The sequence below is a fragment of the Pseudomonas sp. GV105 genome, assembly GCF_003058185.1.
Classification (GTDB): Bacteria; Pseudomonadota; Gammaproteobacteria; order Pseudomonadales; family Pseudomonadaceae; genus Aquipseudomonas; species Aquipseudomonas veronii.
The window spans coordinates 79720-99438 of sequence record NZ_QBUF01000002.1; the positions used below are offsets into that span (position 1 = coordinate 79720).

The window sequence follows — 19719 nt, forward strand, 5'->3', positions numbered from 1 at the left end:
GATAACCCATGTCCGACACCACCCGCGACCAGTTCAAACAGGTTTCCTCCGAGCTGGAGTGTGCCTCCGGCGCCTTCAGCAAACAGGCCGAGGAGACCATGAGCGAAGCGCGCAAGGCTGGCGGTTTATCCGAGCAAACCAAGGCCACCGTGCCTGAGGAATCCGTTGCCTGGATCTCTGGGCTGCAGTTGGCCAGAAAATGCAAGGACGCTTCCAGGTTTAGCCACTTTGCACCGGGTTGGATATTAGAGAAACCTTGCGAAGGTCTGCACTTCAGTCAGCGCTCGACATTGAATTTTTGACATGCCACGAACCATTCAATTGTCTTTGAGCCAATTATCTATGTGCGAATGATGCATGGGCTGCGAAAAGTAATAACCTTGGACAAAAAAACAACCCAGGCTAATCAAGGATTCCAATTCCTCGCGAGTTTCCACGCCCTCGGCTATACATTCCAGTTGCATGTCACTGCTCAAAGCAACTAGAGACTTTACAATTTTGTAGCTGGTTGGGTTTTCGTCAATGCCAGTAATAAAGGTTCGATCTATTTTTATTTTAGTGAGCGCCAGCGAAAGTAGTTGGCTAAGGCTGGAGTATCCAGTGCCGAAATCGTCAAGGGCCACTCCGCAACCTAGCCGACAGAACCTGTCAATAGTATGTTGCACTTTAACAACATCCTGCATGATCGCTGTTTCGGTTATTTCCAGGTCCAGTCGTCTGGCGTCGAAATGACTGGCCTTGATGATTTCGATTATTTGTCCGGCGATTTCGTCTGACGCACAGTCGTGCGCGGACAAGTTAAAAGAAAGGCAAATGTGGCGGGGCCAATCAGAGGCAATCAGCAATGCCTTGCCGAGCAGGTGAGTGGTCAGGCGATTTATCAGGCCGATCCGCTCGGCAATCGGAATGAACTGGCCGGGAGGCACGTCACCTAGCTCTGGGCTGTTCCAGCGTGCCAATGCTTCGAACGCTACGGTGCGCCAGCTGCGCAAATCAATCACCGGCTGAAAAACCAGGCTGAATTCGTGCTCGATATCGACCTGGCGTAACGCCTGTTCGATCATGCCTTGTCGTGTCAGTTGTTGAAGGTGGGAAGGTGTGAGCATGAACGTTTACCCCCCAGTTACCCAACCATAGGCAATAGGAGCGGTGTTTTTTGACCTGTAACGACAAATAAATGCTGGGTGCTTCTCAAACGCGGGTACCTGCAGGCACCAAAAATCAATCGCATTTTCCGGCAGGCATAATTTTCGGCGTCCATGGGAAAATTCCTTAGCAATTCAACATCGTTCAGATAGTCAAAAAATGACTATACTGAAATTGGCTAGAAAATAATAGCAATCTAGCCTTTTTATGATCTTCCTGGGGAGGTGAATAGGTGTAAGCATTTGATTTTAAGTGATATTTCAGATGAAGCAAAGTGCCACTATACGTATAGGCAAGCGAATCAAGCACTTACGACTAGACAATAAATGGACACAGGCCGCCCTTGCCGAAGCACTGGGGTGTGAGTCGATGACAGTGAGTCGTTACGAGAGGGGCGAATACGCCCCTAGCATCGAGATGTTGGAGCGAATCGCTGACGTCCTGGGCGTGGGACTGGATGCTTTTTTCACGAGCCGGGATCACGCTGAACCAACCGCCGCGAACCTTCGCCACTGCCTATGCGACATTGCCTATCAAGCAGATGAAACGTCGCTGAAAGAAATTATTGGCGCCGCAAAAAGGATCCTGAAGAATCGAGAGCCATAGCAGTGCTCGGTTCAATTCATCTGATAGGTGGCGCAGAATACTGAGTAGAGTCAGGCACGGTTCATTATTTTTTGAAGGTGGTTGTTTAAGCTTAATTAAGTATAGGAACGTATAATGTTATTTCTGTTCCCGCTGCTAGATGAGTGCATCAGAGATGTGTTCGTTGGTATTGATGAACTTTTTTAAAGTTTGGCCTGGCCGGTGTGACAGGTGTCATTAATTGGCGAAGCAAAAACAATGTTTTCAACGAGCTGAACTTTAGTTGACGAGGAAAGAGTCTACAAAGTTCGCCGAAGTCCAGGATGAACAAGCCAAGGCCCTATTGAGTTCACCTGAGAGAACCGTCTGATAAATCGCTGAATACATTCGACTACTGCGCCAGACGAGTCAACAGACTGTCGATAAACACCGTTTCTGCGCGACTCATCTTCTGCTCCCGATGCCACAACACATGGATATCCACATCCGCAATCCCCTCATCCGGCGGTAATCGCCAGAGCAGTCCGTTCTGCACATCCTCCGCCACCACATGAATCGGCAGGCAGCCCAGGCCAAACCCGGCGATGACCAGGCGGCGCACTTCTTCCAGGCTGGATGACGACGCCACGATCCGCCCGCTGAACCCCTGCTGATCGCGGAATATGGTCAACGGCGAGAGCATCCCGCCGATCTGGTCGCTGGTAAAACTGACGAAGTTTTCCGACTGCAAGTCCCCTTCGGCCAAGCCGCTGCGGCCGAACAGTGGGTGGTGTTTGCCGCAGAAAAAACCATAGCGCTGGTGCAGGAACAGATGTTGTTCCAGGCGCGGCTGTGGCCGGCGGTTGAGGCTCAGGCCCAGGGTGGCGGTTTTTTCGAGCAGCGCGGCGACGATGTCGGAGCTGCGCATTACCTCGACCTCCAGGTCGACCCGCGGGTGTTCGCGGTGAAAGTCGGCCAGGAACTCATCGAAGGTGTTGGAGTTGATGCGGCTGATCATCAGCAGGCGCACTTTGCCGATCACTTCATCGCCGGGTTTTTGCAGGGCGTTGCTCATCTGCGAGACCTGGCCGTACATCTCGCCAGCGATGGCGAAGATCTGTTCGCCGGCCTCGGTCAGTACGAAGCGCGGGCCACGGCGGGCGATGAGTTGGCAGTCGAGTTGTTCTTCCAGGCGTTTGAGGGCCTGGCTGATGGCCGGCTGAGTCAGGTGCAGGCGTGCGGCGGCGCGGCTGATGCTCAGTTCCTGGCCAATGACGCGGAAGGTGCGCAGCAGGTTCCAGTCCAGGCGGTCGTTGAGCAACGGGTGAATATCGCGACGGGTTTCGGGCATGGCGCGGCTCAATAATAAGCAGGATTTATAATTGGAATAATAAATAGAAAATTGACTAATCATAGCCCCGCGACGATAAATCACCCTCAACAAGCGCCATCAGAGCGCATGCGTTCGACCTTTCTCCTGCCAAAAAAATAACCAAAGGAGCCCACCCCATGAAGCCTTCCGCTTCGCCCCAGCCTCGCCGTGCTGCGGCCGCCGCTTTCATCGGCACCATGATCGAGTGGTACGACTTTTACATCTACGCCACCGCCGCCGCGTTGGTGTTCGGTCAGCTGTTTTTCCCTTCCGAAGATAAATTGTTCAGCACCATGGCCGCGTTCGGCACCTTTGCCGTAGGCTTTTTCGCGCGGCCGTTGGGCGGCATTGTGTTCGGGCATATCGGCGATCGCATCGGCCGCAAGAAGTCGCTGGTGATCACTCTGGTCATGATGGGCGTGGTCACGGTGTGCATCGGGTTGTTGCCGAGCTACGCACAGATCGGCGTCGCGGCGCCGGTCCTGCTGGTGCTGTTGCGCATCGTGCAGGGCATCGCCGTCGGTGGCGAGTGGGGCGGGGCGGTGTTGATGGCCGGCGAGCATGCGCCAAAGGGCCGCCGCAATTTCTTTGCCTCCTTTGCTCAGTTGGGCAGCCCGGCGGGGCTGATTCTGTCGCTGCTGGCGTTCAGCGCGGTGACCCGTTTGCCCGAAGAAGACCTGCTCAGTTGGGGCTGGCGTCTGCCGTTCCTGGCCAGCGCCTTGCTGTTGATCGTTGGCCTGGCGATTCGCCTGGGGGTGAACGAGTCGCCTGAGTTCCTCGAAGACAAAGCCTTGGCCGAAAAGGCACGGGCGCTCAAGCCGGACCAGGCCCCGGTGATCGAGGTGCTGAAAACCGCCTGGCGCCCGCTGCTGCTGTGCATCGGTGCCAACACCTTGGGCATCGCCGGCGTGTATTTCACCAACACTTTCATGATCGCCTACAGCACTCAGCAACTGGGCCTACCGCGCTCGTTGATTTTGGAGTGCCTGTTCGTCGTCGCCATCATCCAGTTCTGCGTACAGCCCCTGGCGGCCTGGGTCGCGGAGAAGGTCGGCGCCACGCGTTTCCTCTGCGCGATGACGGTGCTGGCGATGGCGTCGCCTTACCCGATGTTCGTGCTGGTCAGCAGCGGTGAGGCGCCGTTGATCATCCTCGGCATCGCCCTGGCGGTGGTGTGTATGGCCTCGTTTTATGCGGTGATCGCGGGCTTTGTCAGCGGCCTGTTTGAAACCCGCGTGCGCTACACCGCGATTTCCCTGGCCTATCAGGTGTGCGGTGCGCTGGCCGGTGGCCTGACGCCGTTGATCGGCACCTGGCTGGCCCACGAATACCAAGGCCAATGGTGGCCGATGGCAGTGTTTTACAGCCTGATCGCGGCGGTCTCGCTGGTGAGCGTATTGGCCTTGTCGCGCCGCCACGCCACTGCCCACCGTCTGGAAATGGCCCCTGGTGTTTAATGGAGCGGGTGCAATGTTGAAGATTAAGGGTGAGCGTTTATGGGCCAGCCTGATGGCCATGGCCGAAGTCGGCGCGACCGCGCGCGGCGGCAGTTGCCGCCTGGCGTTGAGCGCCGAAGACCACGCCGGTCGCGAGCTGTTCAGCCACTGGTGCAAGGCCGCCGGGCTGACCTTGAGCATGGACGCCATCGGCAACCTGTTCGCCCGGCGTGCCGGTACGGATAAGGACGCCGCGCCGGTGATGATCGGCAGTCACCTCGACACCCAGCCGGAAGGCGGCCGCTTCGACGGTGTCTACGGCGTGCTGGCCGGCCTGGAGGTGATGCGCAGCCTCGACGACCATGGCATCCAGACCCGCAAGCCGCTGGAAATCGCGGTATGGACGAACGAGGAGGGCGCCCGTTTCACCCCCGCCATGCTCGGCTCCGCCGTGTTCACCGGTACCTTGGCGCTGGACCAAGCCCTGGCCACCACCGATGCCGACGGCATCAGCGTGGCCGACGCCTTGCGCACGCTCGGCTGCCACGGCAAGCGTGCTCTGGGCGGGGCGGTGGATGCGTATTTCGAAGCCCATATCGAGCAAGGCCCGATCCTTGAGGACCACGCCAAGAGCATCGGCGTGGTCAGCGGCGGCCAGGCGATTCGCTGGCTCGATGTGCGGGTCGAAGGGCTGGCCGCGCATGCTGGCACCACACCGATGCCGCTGCGCAAGGACGCGCTGTATGGCGCCGCGAAAATGATCCAGGCCCTGGAATGCCTCGCCATGGATTTCGCCCCCCAGGGCCTCACCACCGTCGGCGAGTTGAGCATTGCCAAGTCTTCGCGCAACACCATTCCCGGTTTGCTGACCTTCACCGTCGACCTGCGCCATCACCGCGACGCCGACATTGAGGCGATGGAGCAGCAGGTCAGGGCGCGCTTGCAGGCCATCGCGCAGAAGCGCGGCCTGAGCGTCACCATCAGCCCTCACTGGATCAGCCCAGCGACGCCGTTCGATGCCGAATGCGTGGCCTGCGTGCAAGCGGCGGTGGACGCCTTGGGTTACAGCCAGCAGCCCATCGTCAGCGGCGCCGGCCACGATGCCATCCACCTCGCACGCTATTGCCCGACGGCGATGATCTTCATCCCCTGCGTCGGCGGCCTCAGCCACAACGAAGCCGAAGACGTACTGCCCGAGGATGTGCGCCAGGGCGCCGATGTTTTACTCAACGCCGTGTTGAAACGTGCCGGCCAAGCCAACTGACCGCCTCATTCAGGACGACTGAAGACGACCTGCCGGGCCGCAGGCAAGCCAGCGCCCACCGGCAGCGTGTTCACTCAGGAGATTCCCATGCAAACGTTCTTCCACCCCGAACAACTCCTGCATCATCCGCGCAGCTACTACTCCCGTGGTCAGATGCGAACGCCGCAGGAAGTCCCCGAGCGCGCCCGCAACCTGCTGCGGGCCGCGCAAACCCTGGGGTTTGAGATTATGTCACCCGAGGACCACGGCCTTGAGCCGCTGCTGGCGGTACACGGTGCTCCCTACCTGACCTTCCTTCAGGAGGCTTACCCGCGCTGGAAGGAAATCCCTGAAGAGTGGGGCGACGAAGTCATGTCCAACATCTTCGTGCGTGAACCCAACGCCCTGCGCGGCATCCTCGCCCAAGCCGCACGCTACCTGGCGGATGGCAGTTGCCCGGTCGGTGAACGGACCTGGCGCTCGGCCTATTGGTCGGCCCAAAGCGCCGTCGCTGCCGCCAAGGCCGTCCTCGATGGCGCGCCCGCCGCCTACGCGCTGTGTCGCCCCCCCGGTCATCACGCGCGCTTCGATGCGGCGGGCGGCTTCTGCTACATCAACAATGCCGCGGTGGCGGCGCAGGTGTTGCTCGAAGGCTTCCAGCGCGTCGCGGTGCTGGATACCGATATGCATCACGGCCAAGGCATTCAGGAGATTTTCTACGACCGCGACGACGTGCTCTACGTGTCGATCCACGGCGACCCGACCAACTTCTACCCGGCTGTCGCCGGTTTTGCCGACGAGCGCGGCAACGCGGCCGGCGAAGGTTTCAACCTCAACCTGCCGATGCCCCACGGTGCCAGCGAGGCGGTGTTCTTTGAACAGCTCGAACTGGCCCTCAAGGCGCTGAAGGACTTTTCTGCGGATGTGCTGGTGCTCTCCCTGGGCTTCGATATCTACGAACTGGACCCGCAAAGCAAAGTCGCGGTGACGCGGGACGGGTTTGCGCGCTTGGGTGAGCACATCCGCGGCCTGGGGTTGCCCTGTGTGATCGTGCAGGAGGGCGGGTATCACCTGGAGACGTTGGACAGCAATGCGCAGGCGTTCTTCAGCGGCCCGCAGGCTTGGGCGAAGTAACCGAGTATCGGTTTTGTGGAGGTGTGATATCTTTGTGCCATCATATGTCGTGACGATCACGGAGGATGGTATGAAGAAGCTGTTATTGGTCGGGGTTTTGGTGGTGTTGGCGTGTAGCCCGTTTTTTGCCGCGGCGTGTCCGAAGGGGACGCATCCGGTCGGGGGCACGGGGTCGCACCACAAAGGTGGGACTTGTCAGTAGTCGATGGCTCGACAAGGCGTGTGAAGTCGCGGTTCGAGCGTCAACCCCGTGCGGGTGCGCTTGAGGGCGGTTAACCGATGCCCGCAGCGAAAAGCCTGCTGAACCGAGCGTTCTGCAGGCTTTTTCGTTTCAGATGGAGAGATCAGGTTCTTTCCCGTGCAGGGATTTTTCCGCATACGCAAATCTCCCTGTAATCCTGCATGACTGATCGCAGGCGCACGCGGGGAAATGGATGACGTCTCTAAAGTCCTGATCCTGGCGGCCGAAATGCTCTTGTATGACATCTGATCACTAATAAAAGAGCCTCGAAAAATGTCCTTACGTAGCCTGTCCATCGCCCGTCGCGCGGGCCTGGGTTTTGCCCTGATTGCTTTGCTGGTGGCCGTACTCGGTTTTTTTGCGCTCTCGAACATGGCCAGCATTCGTGAAAGTGCGGTCCAGGTCGAGCGTGGGCTGGTGCCTAAAATGCGTCTGGTCTCGGATATCCGCGAGATCATGTTGCGCATTCGGACCATCTCTTTGCGCATGGCGCTGGACCCGAACCCGGCAAGCATCCCGCAATACCGCAGCCAGATGGACACGCGCAGCCAGGACCTGAGCAAAAAGCTGGCCGACCTCGAGGCCGTGATCGACAGCGCCGAAGTGCGCGCGTTGTATGAGCAGTTCCAGGTCTCGTTGCGCCAATACCAGCAAGGGCTGACCCGCTCGTTTGCGCTGGCCGACCAGCAACAGGGGGCTGAGCTCAATAAGTTGCTGTTGGTGGATATGAAAACCGTGGTCGATGGCTCCGGTGCCCAGCTCAACGCATTGGCCGACTACTACAACACGCAGATCAACCAACAGGGGCAGGCGGCCGAGGCGCAGTATGGCCGTTCGCGCACGATGGTCTTCGGCTTTGTGCTCCTGGCCGCCTTGAGTACCGTGGCGCTGGCCTGGCTGCTGACACGCAGCATCGTCGGCCCGCTGAGCCATGCGGTGCGGGCTGCGGAAAACGTCGCCCGTGGCGACCTGACCGAAACGGTGGCGGTGACCGGCGACGACGAAGTGACCCGCCTGCTCGTGGCGCTGCAGAGTATGCAAGCCAGCCTGCGCGGCACCTTGCAGCTGATTCGCCAGTCGGCCGGGCAGTTGGCGTCGTCGGCTACCGACCTGAACGGCATCACCGATCAAAGCAGCCGCAGCCTGCAAAAGCAGACCGCGGAAATCGAGCTGGCCGCCACTGCCGTCAATGAGATGACTTCCGCAGCTGACGAGGTGGCGCGCAACGCGGTGTCCACCTCCGAGTCCACGCGGGTGTCCAATGAAACGGCGCGCGAAGGCCAGCATCGCGTGGGCGAAACGGTCAGCGCGATTCAAGCCCTGAGCAGCAACATCGGCGAGACCTCGACCCTGGTGCAACACCTCGCCGAGCAATCGCGGGATATCGGCAAGGTACTCGACGTGATTCGCTCCATCGCCGAGCAGACCAACCTGCTGGCCCTCAATGCCGCCATCGAAGCGGCGCGGGCCGGGGAGTCCGGACGCGGTTTTGCGGTCGTGGCCGACGAAGTGCGCGCCCTGGCGCACCGCACCCAGCAATCGACCCTGGAAATCGACCAGATGGTCAGCGCCATGCGCGCGGGTTCCGACCACGCACTGACCTCGATGCAGTCGAGCACCGCACGCGCCACCGACACCCTGGCGTTGGCGGAAGGCGCCGGCGGCGCCTTGAGCCAGATCACCGATTCCATCGACCAGATTCACCAGCGCAACCTGGTCATCGCCAGCGCCGCCGAGGAGCAGGCCCAGGTCGCCAAGGAAGTCGATCGCAACATCGTCAACATTCGCGACTTGTCGGCGCAATCGTCTTCCGGCGCCGGGCAGATCAACGGCGCGAGCCGGGAACTGGCGCAACTGGCGGTCGCACTGAACGAGGCGGTGGCACGCTTTCAGCTGTAGTGAAGTGCGCCGCGAGTGGCGGCGCGCAGGATGGCGCTAATTCAGCGTCGGTTCTTCCACGATCCTGATATTGACCGCTTGCCACTCGCCCCCCGGCCCCCGTTCCAATTCGTAGGTGACGGTTTGCCCTTCGCGCAGCACCTGACCACCCTGGGCGGTGCTGCTGCGAAAGAAAACGTCCTGTGCATCGTGGGCGGCAGTTTCGCTGCTGATGAAGATTGCAGTCTGTGGAGTCTTTCTGGACATGGCCGTTCTCCATTTTCAGTGCAATACATGGCCCAGGGTGGGCGGGGTGACGCGGTGAGTCGCAGGCTTATCAGCTGATCAATTGGACTTTGTCCGCCTGCATGCCTTTTTCCCCTTTTGTCGTTTCGAAGCTGACTTTCTGTCCTTCTTTCAATGATTTGAATCCAGTGCCCTCAATCGCCCTGAAGTGTACGAACAGGTCGGGCCCGCTGTCCGGAGTGATGAACCCATAGCCTTTTTCATCGTTGAACCACTTCACCGTGCCGTTCTGTCTGTCGCTCATTGTTCGTATCCTCTAAACCCTGATGTCCTACTGCGCACCGACGCAGTGCGACATGCTTAATAAAAGCCCCGCGCCAGCCCGTCGTCAACACTGCGCAAGACCAGCGGTACTGTCATTCCTGACAGGTTCGCAGGCCGTCGAAACGCGCCATACTGCGCAGTTTCATACTGACAACCTGGCGTATCCGGGCGCCGGTCCTTACGCACATGGCGCCCCGTCACCTGCCATACGATAATGCCCTCCATCCCGATTCCCACTGGCTTCCTACCGTGATCATCAACTTCGACCTCAACGACCTCCAAGCCTTTCGCGCCGTAGTAGACAAGGGTAGTTTTCGCGGCGCCGCCGATGCCATCCGGATCTCGCAGCCAGCGCTCAGCCGGCGCATCGAAAAGCTCGAAACCGCCCTCGACGTGAAGCTGTTCGAGCGCACCACGCGCCGCGTCAGCCTGACCATGGTCGGGCGCGCCTTCCTGCCGCAGGTCGAGCGTATCCTCGATGACCTCGACATCGCGCTGATGGGCATCAGCAACGTCGCCTCCACGCGGATGGGCGATGTGACCATCGCGTGTGTGCCGTCCACCGCGTATTACTTCATGCCTCACGTGATCTCGGCATTCCACAAGCTCTACCCCAAGATTCGCCTGCGGGTGCTGGATGCCAGTGCCGGCGAGGTGTGCAATGCGGTGGAAAGCGGCGAGGCGGATTTCGGCGTGAGTTTCAGCGGCAGCCTGGCCGATGAGGTGGAGTTCGAGTTGCTGTTTCAGGAGCGTTATGTGCTGGCCTGCCGCCGCGATCACCCGCTGGCCGAGCGCGCCAGCGTGAGCTGGGCCGAGGCCTACGAGCATGACTACATCACGGTGGACAAAACCTCGGGCAACCGTTTTCTGCTGGACCAGGCCCTGCGCGGCGTGCGGGTGAAAAAGCCGAGTATCTGCGAGACGCACCACGTGACCACCATGATCGGCTTGGTCGAGGCGGGGCTGGGTGTGGCGATGGTGCCGTCGATTGCCATGCCGGGCACTGAACACCCGATCCTGCTGAGTGTGCCGCTGGTGGAACCGCAGGTGATGCGCAATGTGGGCTTGATCAAGCGCCGCGGGCGGACGTTGCCACCAGCGGCGCTGGAGTTGGAGCGGTTGGTGCGGGAGCTGCCGTTTCGGTCAGCGTGACACCGAGTCCAGGCCGGTGGATTGCACCACCGCTTGCGCCTCGGGCGAGGCCAGGTAGTGCAGCAGCGCCCTGGCCTGCGCCGGGTGTTCGGCGTTGACCGGAATACCCGCGGCGAAGCGCGTCACCGATTGCACGTCTTCAGGGATCTTGCCGACGTAAGTCACCCCCGGCACCGGTAACAGTTCCGCCACCTGCTGCAAGCCCACCTCGTAGTCACCCTTGGCGACCTGTTCGGCCACGGGGATGCGTTCGATCATGGTGCCCTTGGCCGGCATGCCGAGTTTCTTGAACAGTTCCTTCTCGACATACACGCCGCTGGCGCTGTCCGAATACGCCACGGACTTGGCCTTGAGCAACACCGCTTTGAGTTCGGCATCGGTGCCGATGGCCGGTTTGGCCGCGTCGGCTTTCACCACCAGGCCGATTCGCGAATCCGCCAGTTCCACGCGGGACGCTTTGTCGACCTTGCCCTGTTTGATCAGCTCATCCAGGGCGTAGCCGACCATGATCACCACATCCGCGTGTTCGCCACGGGCCAGGCGGTTGGGAATCGCTTCCGGCGCCTTGCCCATGGACGGGCCGAGGACGGTGTCGAGGGTGTCGCCGCTGCGCTGGGCGTATTGCGGGCCCAGCAGCTTGTAGGCAGCGGTGAAGCCACCGGAGGTCATCACCTTGAGTTGTTCGGCCTGGGCCGTCAGTGCCAGGGCACCGAGGGCCAGGGCCGTCAGGGTTTTCGACAGCGCTTTCATTGCGCCGCCTCTTGCATGACCTGCCCGCGGGTATTGGCACGGTGATACAGCGCGAGGGTCGAGCACAGGGCGCACAGGGCGGCGAACATCAACCAGTAGGCCGGCGAGGCTTTGTCGTCGGTGACGTGAATGAACCAGGTGGAGATCGCCGGAGTGAAACCGCCGAAGACCGCAGTCGCCAGGCTATAGGCCAGGGAGAAGCCCGCCACGCGCACTTCCACCGGCATGATTTCGGTCAGCGCCGGGATCATCGCGCCGTTGTACATGCCGTACAGGAAGGAGAACCACAGCAGGGTTTCCAGCATATGCGCAAAGCTCGCAGCGTTTACCACGTAGGACAACGCCGGATAAGCCGTGAGCACCGTCAGCGCGGTCATCGCGACCAGCACCGGTTTGCGCCCGAAGCGGTCGCTCAGGCTGCCGCCGATGGGCAGCCAGACAAAGTTCGAGATCGCCACCAACAGGGTCACCAGCAACGCATCGGACGTGGTCAGTTGCAGCACGGTCTTGCCGAAGGTCGGCGCGTACACGGTGATCAGGTAGAACGCGGTGGTGGTCATGGCCACCATCAACATGCCGCCGATGACCACGGACCAGTTTTTCGCCAGGGTCGCCAGCACTTCACGCATGCTCGGGCGATGTTTGCGGTTGGCGAACTCTTCGGTTTCCTCAAGGTTGCGCCGCAGCACAAAGATGAACGGAATGATCACGCAACCGACGGCGAACGGAATGCGCCAGCCCCAGTCGGCCACGACCGACGGTTGCATCCACACGTTCAGGCCATAGCCCAGCGCAGCGGCGACCACGATGGAGATCTGTTGGCTGCCCGACTGCCAGCTGGTGTAGAAACCTTTGCGGCCGGGGGTGGCCATTTCAGCGAGGTACACCGACACCCCGCCCAGTTCCGCACCGGCCGAGAAGCCTTGCAGCAGACGGCCGAGCAACACCAGCGCCGGAGCCCACAGGCCAATGGTGTGATAACCCGGCACCAGCACGATAAGCAGCGTACCGCTGGCCATGATCGACAGCGTCACGATCAACCCTTTGCGCCGCCCCACATCGTCGATGTAGGCACCCAGGATGACCGCACCCAGCGGACGCATCAGGAAGCCCGCGCCGAACACGGCAAAGGTCATCATTAATGACGCAAACTCATTAGCGGCGGGGAAGAACGCGGCAGCGATGTAGGTGGCGTAGAAGCCGAACAGGAAGAAGTCGAACTGTTCGAGGAAGTTGCCCGAAGTAACGCGGAAAACCGCACCAATTTTCGAACGGGCAGAGTCAGGGCGGGTAGGGCTAGTCATGCTTTTGTGTCTCCAGCGTTCTTTTTAAAGTGCTTGTTTCGCTTAAGGCCAAGGATAGTGGCTGACACATTTAGAAATGATAAGTGAATATTTTTGATCTATTGATGCGTTTTGATTATCAGTGGTCAGTGCAGGCCCACGGCGGCGTCCTTGTTCTATGCTTGCAGGCGTAACTAATTCTTACGGTCGGGGGTGCCTATGACTGACGAACAGAAACAGCGGGACGAACGGAAGCAGGAGCGACGCAAGCAGCAATTGGAGGAAGAAAAGCCGCAGACCTGGAAGCATCCCGACGACGGCACGGAGCTTTCGGAGCGGGATCAGGAAATTCCGCTGAAACCCTGATGCGTGATCGGTGGGGGCGGGCATGCCCGCTCCCACATGTGCAACGGGCGTTTCTCGGGAATAGGCAAACTATTTGACATATTTGATTTGTGATCACATATTGGAGGCATAAGAACCACAACACAGGTTTGCCTCATGACAGATGGTCCGCTCCTCCTGCCCACCCTGCGCCAGGTGTCCCGCGATACCTTGCAAGACCAGGTCTACCGCCAGATCCGCGAAGCGTTGATGAGTGGCCGTTTCCAACCCGGCCAGAAACTCACCATCCGTGGCCTGGCCGAAGCGCTCGGCTCCAGCCCGATGCCGGTGCGCGAAGCCCTGCAACGCCTCAGCGCCGAAAACGCCTTTGAAGTCACCGAAACCTCGCGTCTGCGGGTCCGCATGATGACGGTCGAGCGCCTGCGCGAAATCCGCGATGCGCGGGTTGCTCTGGAAGGCTTGCTGGCCGAGAAGGCGGTATTGCTCCTGAAAAAAACCGACCTCGACGAAATCACCGACCTGTGCCAGCAAATGCAGCACGCCGCCGACGAAGTCGATGTGTCGCGCTACCTGTGGACCAACTTCGCCTTCCACCGCCGGATTTACGCAGTGGCCCAGGCCGAGCTGACCATGGCCGCCGTGGAGAATTTCTGGCTGCACATGGGGCCGTGCTTTGCCCTGGTCGCCCCCGATAAAGCTCACCTGCAACGCTCGATGGAGGCGCATACGCGCATCGTCGAAGCCCTGGCCGCCCGCGACGGCGCTGGCGCACGGGCGGCGGTGACCGATGACATCATGCAGGCCGCCGATTCCCTGGCGCGCCTGCTCGTCAAGAACGACCGTTCGCGGTCGTCTGCTTCAGGAGGTAAACGTGCATGAGTGTCCTACAGCGGCTACAGCCCTATCCTGGGTTACGTGTATTGATTTCCGGCGGGGCTGCCGGCATCGGTGAAGTGTTGGCCGCGGCGTACCTGGAAGCCGGTGCCCAGGTGCATGTGTGTGATGTCAGCGAACCGGCCCTGGCGGCGTTTCGCGACAAATACCCAGGCAGCGTCGCCACCCGCGCCGATGTCAGTGATGCCGCGCAGATCGCGGCGGTGTTCGAGGTGCAGCGCGAGCATTTCGGCGGCCTCGACGTGTTGGTCAACAATGCCGGCATCGCCGGCCCCACGGGCGGTATCGACGCGATCAGCGACGCCGAATGGCAAGCCACTATCAACATCAACCTGACTGCGCAATACCGTTTTGCCCACCATGCGGTGCCGATGCTCAAGCAATCGTCCCACGGCCATCTGTTGCATATCGCCTCGGTGGCCGGGCGTCTGGGCTACGCGTGGCGCACGCCGTATGCGGCGACGAAGTGGGCGATTGTCGGCCTGATGAAATCCCTGGCCTCGGAGTTGGGCGAGAGTGACATTCGCGTCAATGCCTTGCTGCCCGGCATCGTCGAAGGCCCGCGCATGGACGCGGTGATTCGCGCCCGTGCCGAGCAGGTCGGAGTACCCGAACCCGAGATGCGCCAGGAATACCTCAACAAAATTTCCCTCAAACGCATGGTCACCGCCGAAGACGTCGCGGCCATGGCGCTGTTCCTCTGTTCGCCCGCCGCCCGCAACGTGACCGGCCAGGCGATCAGTGTCGACGGTAACGTCGAGTACCTGTAGGACGCGGCGCCAGTCGCCAAGGAAGAACCTCGAGCTGTACCCAGGATTTTTTTCATAAGAATAAAAGTCGGAGAATCGTCATGTCCAAAAAACGTCCTGTGATCATTACCTGTGCCGTGACCGGTGCCATCCATACGCCGTCGATGTCGCCGCATTTGCCCATCACCGCCGAGGAAATTGCCGCCGCCGCCATCGGCGCCGCCGAAGCCGGCGCGGCGATTGTTCACCTGCATGCCCGTGACCCCAACGACGGCCGCCCCAGCCAGGACCCCGCGCTGTTCGCCGAATTCCTGCCGCAGATCAAGGCCGCCAGCGACGTGGTGATCAACATCACCACCGGTGGCGCGCCGACCATGGGCGTGGAAGAACGCCTACAGCCGGTGATGCAGTTCAAGCCGGAATTGGCCTCGCTGAACATGGGCTCGATGAACTTCGGCCTGTACGAAATGCTCAACCGCTTTACCGAGTTCAAGCACGACTGGGAGCGTCCATACCTGGAAGAGAGTGACGATCGGATCTTTCGCAACACCTTCCGCGACATTGCCCACATCCTCAATTCCTGCGCCGAGAACCGCACCCGTTTTGAGATCGAGTGCTACGACATCGGCCACCTCTACACCGCCGCGCACTTCCTGGAACGTGGCCTGCTCAAGCCGCCGCTGTTCATCCAATCGGTGTTCGGCCTGCGCGGCGGCATCGGCGGGCACCCGGAAGACCTGGCACACATGCGTCGTACCGCCGATCGCCTGTTTGGCGACGATTATGTGTGGTCGATCCTCGGTGCCGGGCGTGGGCAAATTCCGCTGGCGACCATGGGCCTGTCCATGGGCAGCCATGCCCGGGTCGGCCTGGAAGATTCGTTGTGGGACGGGCCGGGCAAATTGGCCGCTTCGAACGCCGATCAGGTACGGCGCATTCGCAGCGTGATCGAAGCCCTCGGCCATCGCGTCGCCACGCCGGATGAAGCGCGGGACATCCTCGGGCTCAAGGGGCGCGACCAGGTCAATTTCTAACCGACGACACGGCCGCGTGCTGGCGCGGCCCGAATCCCGCACAACAACAATAAGGGGATCACACCATGCGTATCGAAGTGCTTGTGGACGTCAAGACCACCCTGGGCGAAGGCCCGGTGTGGGACGTCGAACAACAGCGGCTGTATTGGATCGACAGCGCCGACGGCCGCATCCTGCGTTGCACCGACGACGGCCGCGAACTGCGTGCCTGGGACGTGGGCCAGAAAATCGGCTCCATGGCCCTGCGCCACAACGGCGCGGCGGCCATCGTCGCCCTGCAGAATGGCGTACACACTCTGGACCTGACCAGTGGCGAACTGGCGCTGATCGAAGACCCTGAACCGCACCTGCCGAACAACCGTCTCAACGACGGCAAGGTCGACCGCCAGGGCCGCTTTGTCTTCGGTTCCATGGACACCCAGGAAGACCGCGCCAGCGCCAGACTCTACCGCCTGGACCCGGACCTGCGCCTGCACACCCTGGACGAAGGCATCATCGTTTCCAATGGCCCGTGCTGGAGCCCATCCGGGGACACCTTGTACTTTTGCGACACCTGGTCGGGCGAGATCTGGGCCTATGACTACGACCTCGCCAGCGGCAATGTCAGCAACCGGCGCACCTTCGCCAAGGTCGACACCTCGGGTGGCGGCGCCGCGGACGGTTGCACCGTGGACGCCGAAGGTTGCCTGTGGCAGGCCCTGGTCTATGCCGGGAAGCTGGTGCGTTACACCCCCGATGGCCACGTCGACCGGGTCATCCAAATGCCGGTGAAGAAGGTCACCAGCCTGACCTTCGGCGGGCCGAACCTCGACACCCTGTTTGTGACCTCCATGGCCAAGCCGCCGCTGCCGCGTTTTCCGCACGACGGCCAGCAGCGCGGCGCGCTGTTCGCCATTACCGGGTTGGGCGTGCAAGGAATAGCCGAGCGACGGTTCGCCAGCTAGCGCGTGTGTTCGATCAGCAACATTCCTTCGCAACCTTGTGTCAGTGCGCGCCCTCGCGCGCCTGGAGAGGCCCATGGCAACTTTAAAAAAAGCGTCGCTGCGCAGCATTCACCGGCATTCCTGGGTGTCGCTGCTGGTTTGCTGGATGATCTGGATTCTCAACGCCTACGACCGTGAGATCGTGTTGCGCCTGGGGCCGACCATCTCCAAGCATTTCGATTTGTCCGCCGATCAGTGGGGCACCGTGGCCACGGTGATCATGCTCGCCCTGGCCCTGTTGGATATCCCGGGTTCGATGTGGAGCGACCGCTACGGCGGCGGCTGGAAGCGCGCGCGGTTCCAGGTGCCGTTGGTGCTGGGCTACACGGCGATCTCGTTTCTGTCCGGGTTCAAGGCGTTGAGCGGCAACCTCGCGACGTTTATCGCCCTGCGTGTCGGGGTCAACCTCGGCGCGGGCTGGGGCGAACCGGTGGGCGTGAGCAACACCGCCGAATGGTGGCCGGTGGAACGCCGCGGTTTTGCCCTCGGCGCGCACCACACCGGTTACCCGATCGGCGCGATGCTCAGCGGCATCGTCGCCAGCTTTGTGATCAGCACCTTCGGCGAGGACAACTGGCGCTACGTGTTCTTCTTCGCCTTCGTGGTGGCCTTGCCGCTGATGATCTTCTGGGCGCGGTATTCCACGGCCGAACGTATCACCGCGCTGTACGTCGACATCGCCGCCCAAGGCATGACGCCACCGGACAATGCCCCGGCCAGCCAGATCAAGGGCGACGCCTGGCGCACCTTTGTCGCCACCCTGCGCAACCGCAATATCGCGCTGACGGCGGGGAACACCCTGCTCACGCAGGTGGTGTACATGGGCGTGAATATCGTGTTGCCGGCCTACCTCTACAACATCGTCGGGCTGTCGCTGGCGCAGTCGGCGGGGATGAGCGTGGTGTTCACCCTGACCGGGATTCTCGGGCAACTGGTGTGGCCGTCGTTGTCGGACATCATCGGCCGCCGTACCACCCTGATCATCTGCGGGCTGTGGATGGCCGCCAGTGTCGGCGCGTTCTACTTCGCCAGCACCCTGACCCTGATCATCGTCGTGCAGTTGCTGTTCGGTCTGGTCGCCAATGCGGTCTGGCCGATCTACTACGCGGTGGCCTGCGACTCGGCCGAGCCGTCGGCCACCTCCACGGCCAACGGCATCATCACCACCGCGATGTTCATCGGCGGCGGCCTGGCGCCGGTGTTGATGGGCAGCCTGATCGCGATGGGCGGCGGCTGGACCACGCTGCATGGCTACACCGTGTGCTTTTTCGTGATGGCCGGCTGCGCCCTGGGCGGCGCGCTGCTGCAACTGTTTTCCCATCGCCCGCAGGCGTTGGTTGTGCAACTCGAACCCTAGAACAACATTGATGCGCCCCCCAGCCGCGCTGGCGGGGCGCCAGGAGGAACTGCCCGATGACTACCGCCACCCAGGCCCGCGAACCGCAGGTGCTGAACAAATTGATGTTCGCCAAGTTGATGCCCTTGTTGATCATCGCCTACATCCTGAGCTTTCTGGACCGCACCAACATCGCCCTGGCCAAGCACCACCTGGACGTCGACCTGGGCATCTCCGCCGCGGCCTACGGGCTGGGCGCGGGCTTGTTCTTCCTCACGTATGCACTGTCGGAAATCCCCAGCAACCTGATCATGCACAAAGTCGGCGCGCGCTTCTGGATCGCGCGGATCATGGTGACTTGGGGCCTGATCTCGGCGGCCATGGCGTTTGTGCAGGGCGAGACCTCGTTTTACGTATTGCGCTTGCTGCTGGGTATCGCTGAAGCGGGCCTGTTTCCCGGGGTCATGCTCTATCTGACCTACTGGTTCAACCGCGAACAACGCGCACGGGCTACCGGCTATTTCCTGCTCGGTGTGTGCTTTGCCAACATCATCGGTGGCCCGGTGGGCGCGGCGTTGATGCGCCTGGACGGGCTGCTTGGCTGGCATGGCTGGCAGTGGATGTTCCTGCTCGAAGGCTTGCCGGCGGTGGCGTTCGCCTGGGTGGTGTGGCGCAAGTTGCCGGACCGCCCGAGCCAGGCGCCGTGGCTGACGGCGGCGGAAGCGCAGGGTATCGAACAGCGCATTGCCCAGGAAACCGAGGAAGGCGCCGGGGAGGGCGGCCACGCGTTGAAAAACTGGCTGACCCCGCAGATCCTGCTGGCGATCTTTGTGTATTTTTGCCATCAGATCACGGTCTACACGGTGATCTTTTTCCTGCCGAGCATCATCAGCAAATACGGTGAATTGAGCACCATGAGCGTGGGGTTGCTGACCTCGCTGCCCTGGATCGCCGCCGCCTTGGGTGCAGTGTGGCTGCCGCGTTTTGCGACCACACCCACCCGCGCGCGGCGCCTGTTGATCACCGGGTTGCTGACCATGGCGCTGGGGTTGGGCATCGCGTCGGTGTCGGGGCCGGTGTTCAGCCTGCTGGGCTTTTGTCTGTCGGCAGTGATGTTTTTTGTGGTGCAGTCGATTGTGTTCCTCTACCCGGCCTCGCGTCTCAAGGGCGTCGCCTTGGCGGGCGGGCTGGGTTTCGTCAATGCCTGCGGGCTGTTGGGCGGGTTTGTCGGGCCGTCGGTGATGGGCATGATTGAGATGAGTACCGGCAACGCGATGAATGGCCTGAAGGTGATTGCCGTGGTGCTGGTGGTCGCGGCGTTGGCCGCGCTGCGTTTGCGCCAGGGCCAGGAACAGGCGCCGGCCCCTCGGGTCGTTATGAGACCAGCAACGAAATAGGATAACCCGACGCCAAGACCAGGTACGCCACCACCGCCGCCAGGCACAGGCCGACGAATACCCGCAGCAACGTGCGGGCGGTGGGGTGCGCGATAAACTGGATGACCCAGATGCAGAACCCGGCCAGGAGGAAGGCCGCGGCGAGAATAACCAGCACGATAGTGTTCCTGCGACCGTGAAGAGCTGAATATATAGTCGTAAAGCCGCCCAAT

20 protein-coding genes and 2 pseudogenes are annotated in these 19719 nt (G+C 61.2%); 15 read left to right on the top strand and 7 right to left on the bottom strand.

All coding sequences use genetic code 11. The features are described 5' to 3' along the window. The first annotated feature begins 8 nt into the window (after window positions 1-8). The gene (locus C8K66_RS04045; protein ID WP_108524342.1) at window positions 9-302 is read left to right on the top strand and encodes a hypothetical protein; all 294 of its coding nucleotides are present in this window, start codon (window positions 9-11) and stop codon (window positions 300-302) included. Window positions 303-317: 15 nt separating this feature from the next. Here the strand turns inward: C8K66_RS04045 and C8K66_RS04050 are convergent. Then, window positions 318-1112 (bottom strand): annotated as a pseudogene (locus tag C8K66_RS04050) (EAL domain-containing protein); the annotation flags it as partial. Window positions 1113-1410: 298 nt separating this feature from the next. Between C8K66_RS04050 and C8K66_RS31520 the strand changes: the two are divergent. Beyond that, a complete protein-coding gene (locus tag C8K66_RS31520) occupies window positions 1411-1752 on the top strand; it encodes a helix-turn-helix domain-containing protein (RefSeq protein WP_057004978.1) in 342 nt (113 codons plus the stop codon). Window positions 1753-2122: 370 nt separating this feature from the next. Here the strand turns inward: C8K66_RS31520 and C8K66_RS04060 are convergent, their stop codons facing one another. After that, window positions 2123-3061, bottom strand: coding sequence for a LysR family transcriptional regulator (locus C8K66_RS04060; RefSeq protein WP_108524343.1), 939 nt, complete (start codon window positions 3059-3061; stop codon window positions 2123-2125). A 158-nt stretch (window positions 3062-3219) separates the two neighbouring features. Here C8K66_RS04060 and C8K66_RS04065 point away from each other — a divergent pair, with 158 nt between their 5' ends. The 5 genes and pseudogenes from C8K66_RS04065 to C8K66_RS31530 all read left to right on the top strand — a co-directional run bounded on the left by C8K66_RS04065 (window position 3220) and on the right by C8K66_RS31530 (window position 9035). Continuing rightward, the gene (locus C8K66_RS04065; RefSeq protein ID WP_046384359.1) at window positions 3220-4539 is read left to right on the top strand and encodes an MFS transporter; all 1320 of its coding nucleotides are present in this window, start codon (window positions 3220-3222) and stop codon (window positions 4537-4539) included. Window positions 4540-4552: 13 nt separating this feature from the next. Further along, the gene (locus tag C8K66_RS04070; RefSeq protein WP_057004980.1) at window positions 4553-5782 is read left to right on the top strand and encodes a Zn-dependent hydrolase; all 1230 of its coding nucleotides are present in this window, start codon (window positions 4553-4555) and stop codon (window positions 5780-5782) included. Window positions 5783-5869: 87 nt separating this feature from the next. Next, entirely contained in the window at window positions 5870-6895 is a 1026-nt protein-coding gene (locus tag C8K66_RS04075) for a histone deacetylase family protein (protein ID WP_108524344.1), read from the top strand. Window positions 6896-7409: 514 nt separating this feature from the next. Then, window positions 7410-8177, top strand: a pseudogene (locus C8K66_RS31525) (MCP four helix bundle domain-containing protein); the annotation flags it as partial. Next, window positions 8172-9035: a methyl-accepting chemotaxis protein gene (locus C8K66_RS31530; RefSeq protein WP_370737569.1), complete on the top strand. Its 864-nt coding sequence runs from the start codon at window positions 8172-8174 to the stop codon at window positions 9033-9035. The pseudogene C8K66_RS31525 and the gene C8K66_RS31530, both read left to right, overlap by 6 nt. A gap of 36 nt (window positions 9036-9071) precedes the next feature. Here the strand turns inward: C8K66_RS31530 and C8K66_RS04085 are convergent, their stop codons facing one another. Both C8K66_RS04085 and C8K66_RS04090 read right to left on the bottom strand, forming a co-directional pair. After that, on the bottom strand, window positions 9072-9281 hold the full coding sequence (locus C8K66_RS04085) for a cold-shock protein (protein ID WP_046384355.1): 210 nt from the start codon (window positions 9279-9281) through the stop codon (window positions 9072-9074). A gap of 70 nt (window positions 9282-9351) precedes the next feature. Further along, window positions 9352-9564: a cold-shock protein gene (locus C8K66_RS04090; RefSeq protein ID WP_046384354.1), complete on the bottom strand. Its 213-nt coding sequence runs from the start codon at window positions 9562-9564 to the stop codon at window positions 9352-9354. Window positions 9565-9833: 269 nt separating this feature from the next. On the opposite strand from C8K66_RS04090, the gene C8K66_RS04095 reads away from it, so the two are divergent. Further along, on the top strand, window positions 9834-10736 hold the full coding sequence (locus tag C8K66_RS04095) for a LysR family transcriptional regulator (RefSeq protein WP_017848714.1): 903 nt from the start codon (window positions 9834-9836) through the stop codon (window positions 10734-10736). On the opposite strand, the gene C8K66_RS04100 is transcribed toward C8K66_RS04095, so the two are convergent. Beyond that, entirely contained in the window at window positions 10728-11486 is a 759-nt protein-coding gene (locus C8K66_RS04100) for a substrate-binding domain-containing protein (protein WP_108524345.1), read from the bottom strand. The two genes, C8K66_RS04095 and C8K66_RS04100, sit on opposite strands and share 9 nt — an antisense overlap. Continuing rightward, on the bottom strand, window positions 11483-12790 hold the full coding sequence (locus C8K66_RS04105) for an MFS transporter (protein WP_057004984.1): 1308 nt from the start codon (window positions 12788-12790) through the stop codon (window positions 11483-11485). Before C8K66_RS04105 ends, C8K66_RS04100 begins: the two co-directional genes overlap by 4 nt. A 198-nt stretch (window positions 12791-12988) precedes the next feature. On the opposite strand from C8K66_RS04105, the gene C8K66_RS30950 reads away from it, so the two are divergent. From C8K66_RS30950 to C8K66_RS04135, 7 genes are all read left to right on the top strand, one after another. Continuing rightward, window positions 12989-13135, top strand: coding sequence for a hypothetical protein (locus C8K66_RS30950; protein ID WP_165933314.1), 147 nt, complete (start codon window positions 12989-12991; stop codon window positions 13133-13135). A 135-nt stretch (window positions 13136-13270) separates the two neighbouring features. Then, the gene (locus C8K66_RS04110; protein WP_046384352.1) at window positions 13271-13993 is read left to right on the top strand and encodes a GntR family transcriptional regulator; all 723 of its coding nucleotides are present in this window, start codon (window positions 13271-13273) and stop codon (window positions 13991-13993) included. Then, the gene (locus C8K66_RS04115) at window positions 13990-14778 is read left to right on the top strand and encodes an SDR family oxidoreductase (protein ID WP_026140238.1); all 789 of its coding nucleotides are present in this window, start codon (window positions 13990-13992) and stop codon (window positions 14776-14778) included. Before C8K66_RS04110 ends, C8K66_RS04115 begins: the two co-directional genes overlap by 4 nt. Before the next feature lie 80 nt (window positions 14779-14858). Then, a complete protein-coding gene (locus C8K66_RS04120; RefSeq protein ID WP_017848720.1) occupies window positions 14859-15791 on the top strand; it encodes a 3-keto-5-aminohexanoate cleavage protein in 933 nt (310 codons plus the stop codon). A gap of 65 nt (window positions 15792-15856) precedes the next feature. After that, entirely contained in the window at window positions 15857-16735 is an 879-nt protein-coding gene (locus C8K66_RS04125; RefSeq protein ID WP_108524346.1) for an SMP-30/gluconolactonase/LRE family protein, read from the top strand. Between the two features lie 73 nt (window positions 16736-16808). Then, window positions 16809-18131: an MFS transporter gene (locus C8K66_RS04130; protein WP_046384349.1), complete on the top strand. Its 1323-nt coding sequence runs from the start codon at window positions 16809-16811 to the stop codon at window positions 18129-18131. A 56-nt stretch (window positions 18132-18187) separates the two neighbouring features. Continuing rightward, complete coding sequence (locus C8K66_RS04135) at window positions 18188-19507, top strand: MFS transporter (RefSeq protein ID WP_057004985.1); 1320 nt, start codon at window positions 18188-18190, stop codon at window positions 19505-19507. On the opposite strand, the gene C8K66_RS04140 is transcribed toward C8K66_RS04135, so the two are convergent. Beyond that, on the bottom strand, window positions 19485-19664 hold the full coding sequence (locus C8K66_RS04140; protein WP_017848724.1) for a hypothetical protein: 180 nt from the start codon (window positions 19662-19664) through the stop codon (window positions 19485-19487). The two genes, C8K66_RS04135 and C8K66_RS04140, sit on opposite strands and share 23 nt — an antisense overlap. Window positions 19665-19719 lie beyond the last annotated feature (55 nt).

Bases quoted from the DNA above. Each gene is read 5' to 3' on its own strand.
- C8K66_RS30950 (WP_165933314.1), top strand. From the start codon at position 12,989: ATGACTGACGAACAGAAACAGCGGGACGAACGGAAGCAGGAGCGACGC.
- C8K66_RS04060 (WP_108524343.1), bottom strand. From the start codon at position 3,061: ATGCCCGAAACCCGTCGCGATATTCACCCGTTGCTCAACGACCGCCTG.
- C8K66_RS04045 (WP_108524342.1), top strand. From the start codon at position 9: ATGTCCGACACCACCCGCGACCAGTTCAAACAGGTTTCCTCCGAGCTG.
- C8K66_RS04085 (WP_046384355.1), bottom strand. From the start codon at position 9,281: ATGTCCAGAAAGACTCCACAGACTGCAATCTTCATCAGCAGCGAAACT.
- C8K66_RS04115 (WP_026140238.1), top strand. From the start codon at position 13,990: ATGAGTGTCCTACAGCGGCTACAGCCCTATCCTGGGTTACGTGTATTG.
- C8K66_RS04070 (WP_057004980.1), top strand. From the start codon at position 4,553: ATGTTGAAGATTAAGGGTGAGCGTTTATGGGCCAGCCTGATGGCCATG.
- C8K66_RS04075 (WP_108524344.1), top strand. From the start codon at position 5,870: ATGCAAACGTTCTTCCACCCCGAACAACTCCTGCATCATCCGCGCAGC.
- C8K66_RS04065 (WP_046384359.1), top strand. From the start codon at position 3,220: ATGAAGCCTTCCGCTTCGCCCCAGCCTCGCCGTGCTGCGGCCGCCGCT.
- C8K66_RS31530 (WP_370737569.1), top strand. From the start codon at position 8,172: ATGCAAGCCAGCCTGCGCGGCACCTTGCAGCTGATTCGCCAGTCGGCC.
- C8K66_RS04125 (WP_108524346.1), top strand. From the start codon at position 15,857: ATGCGTATCGAAGTGCTTGTGGACGTCAAGACCACCCTGGGCGAAGGC.
- C8K66_RS31520 (WP_057004978.1), top strand. From the start codon at position 1,411: ATGAAGCAAAGTGCCACTATACGTATAGGCAAGCGAATCAAGCACTTA.
- C8K66_RS04105 (WP_057004984.1), bottom strand. From the start codon at position 12,790: ATGACTAGCCCTACCCGCCCTGACTCTGCCCGTTCGAAAATTGGTGCG.
- C8K66_RS04130 (WP_046384349.1), top strand. From the start codon at position 16,809: ATGGCAACTTTAAAAAAAGCGTCGCTGCGCAGCATTCACCGGCATTCC.
- C8K66_RS04120 (WP_017848720.1), top strand. From the start codon at position 14,859: ATGTCCAAAAAACGTCCTGTGATCATTACCTGTGCCGTGACCGGTGCC.
- C8K66_RS04090 (WP_046384354.1), bottom strand. From the start codon at position 9,564: ATGAGCGACAGACAGAACGGCACGGTGAAGTGGTTCAACGATGAAAAA.
- C8K66_RS04110 (WP_046384352.1), top strand. From the start codon at position 13,271: ATGACAGATGGTCCGCTCCTCCTGCCCACCCTGCGCCAGGTGTCCCGC.
- C8K66_RS04135 (WP_057004985.1), top strand. From the start codon at position 18,188: ATGACTACCGCCACCCAGGCCCGCGAACCGCAGGTGCTGAACAAATTG.
- C8K66_RS04100 (WP_108524345.1), bottom strand. From the start codon at position 11,486: ATGAAAGCGCTGTCGAAAACCCTGACGGCCCTGGCCCTCGGTGCCCTG.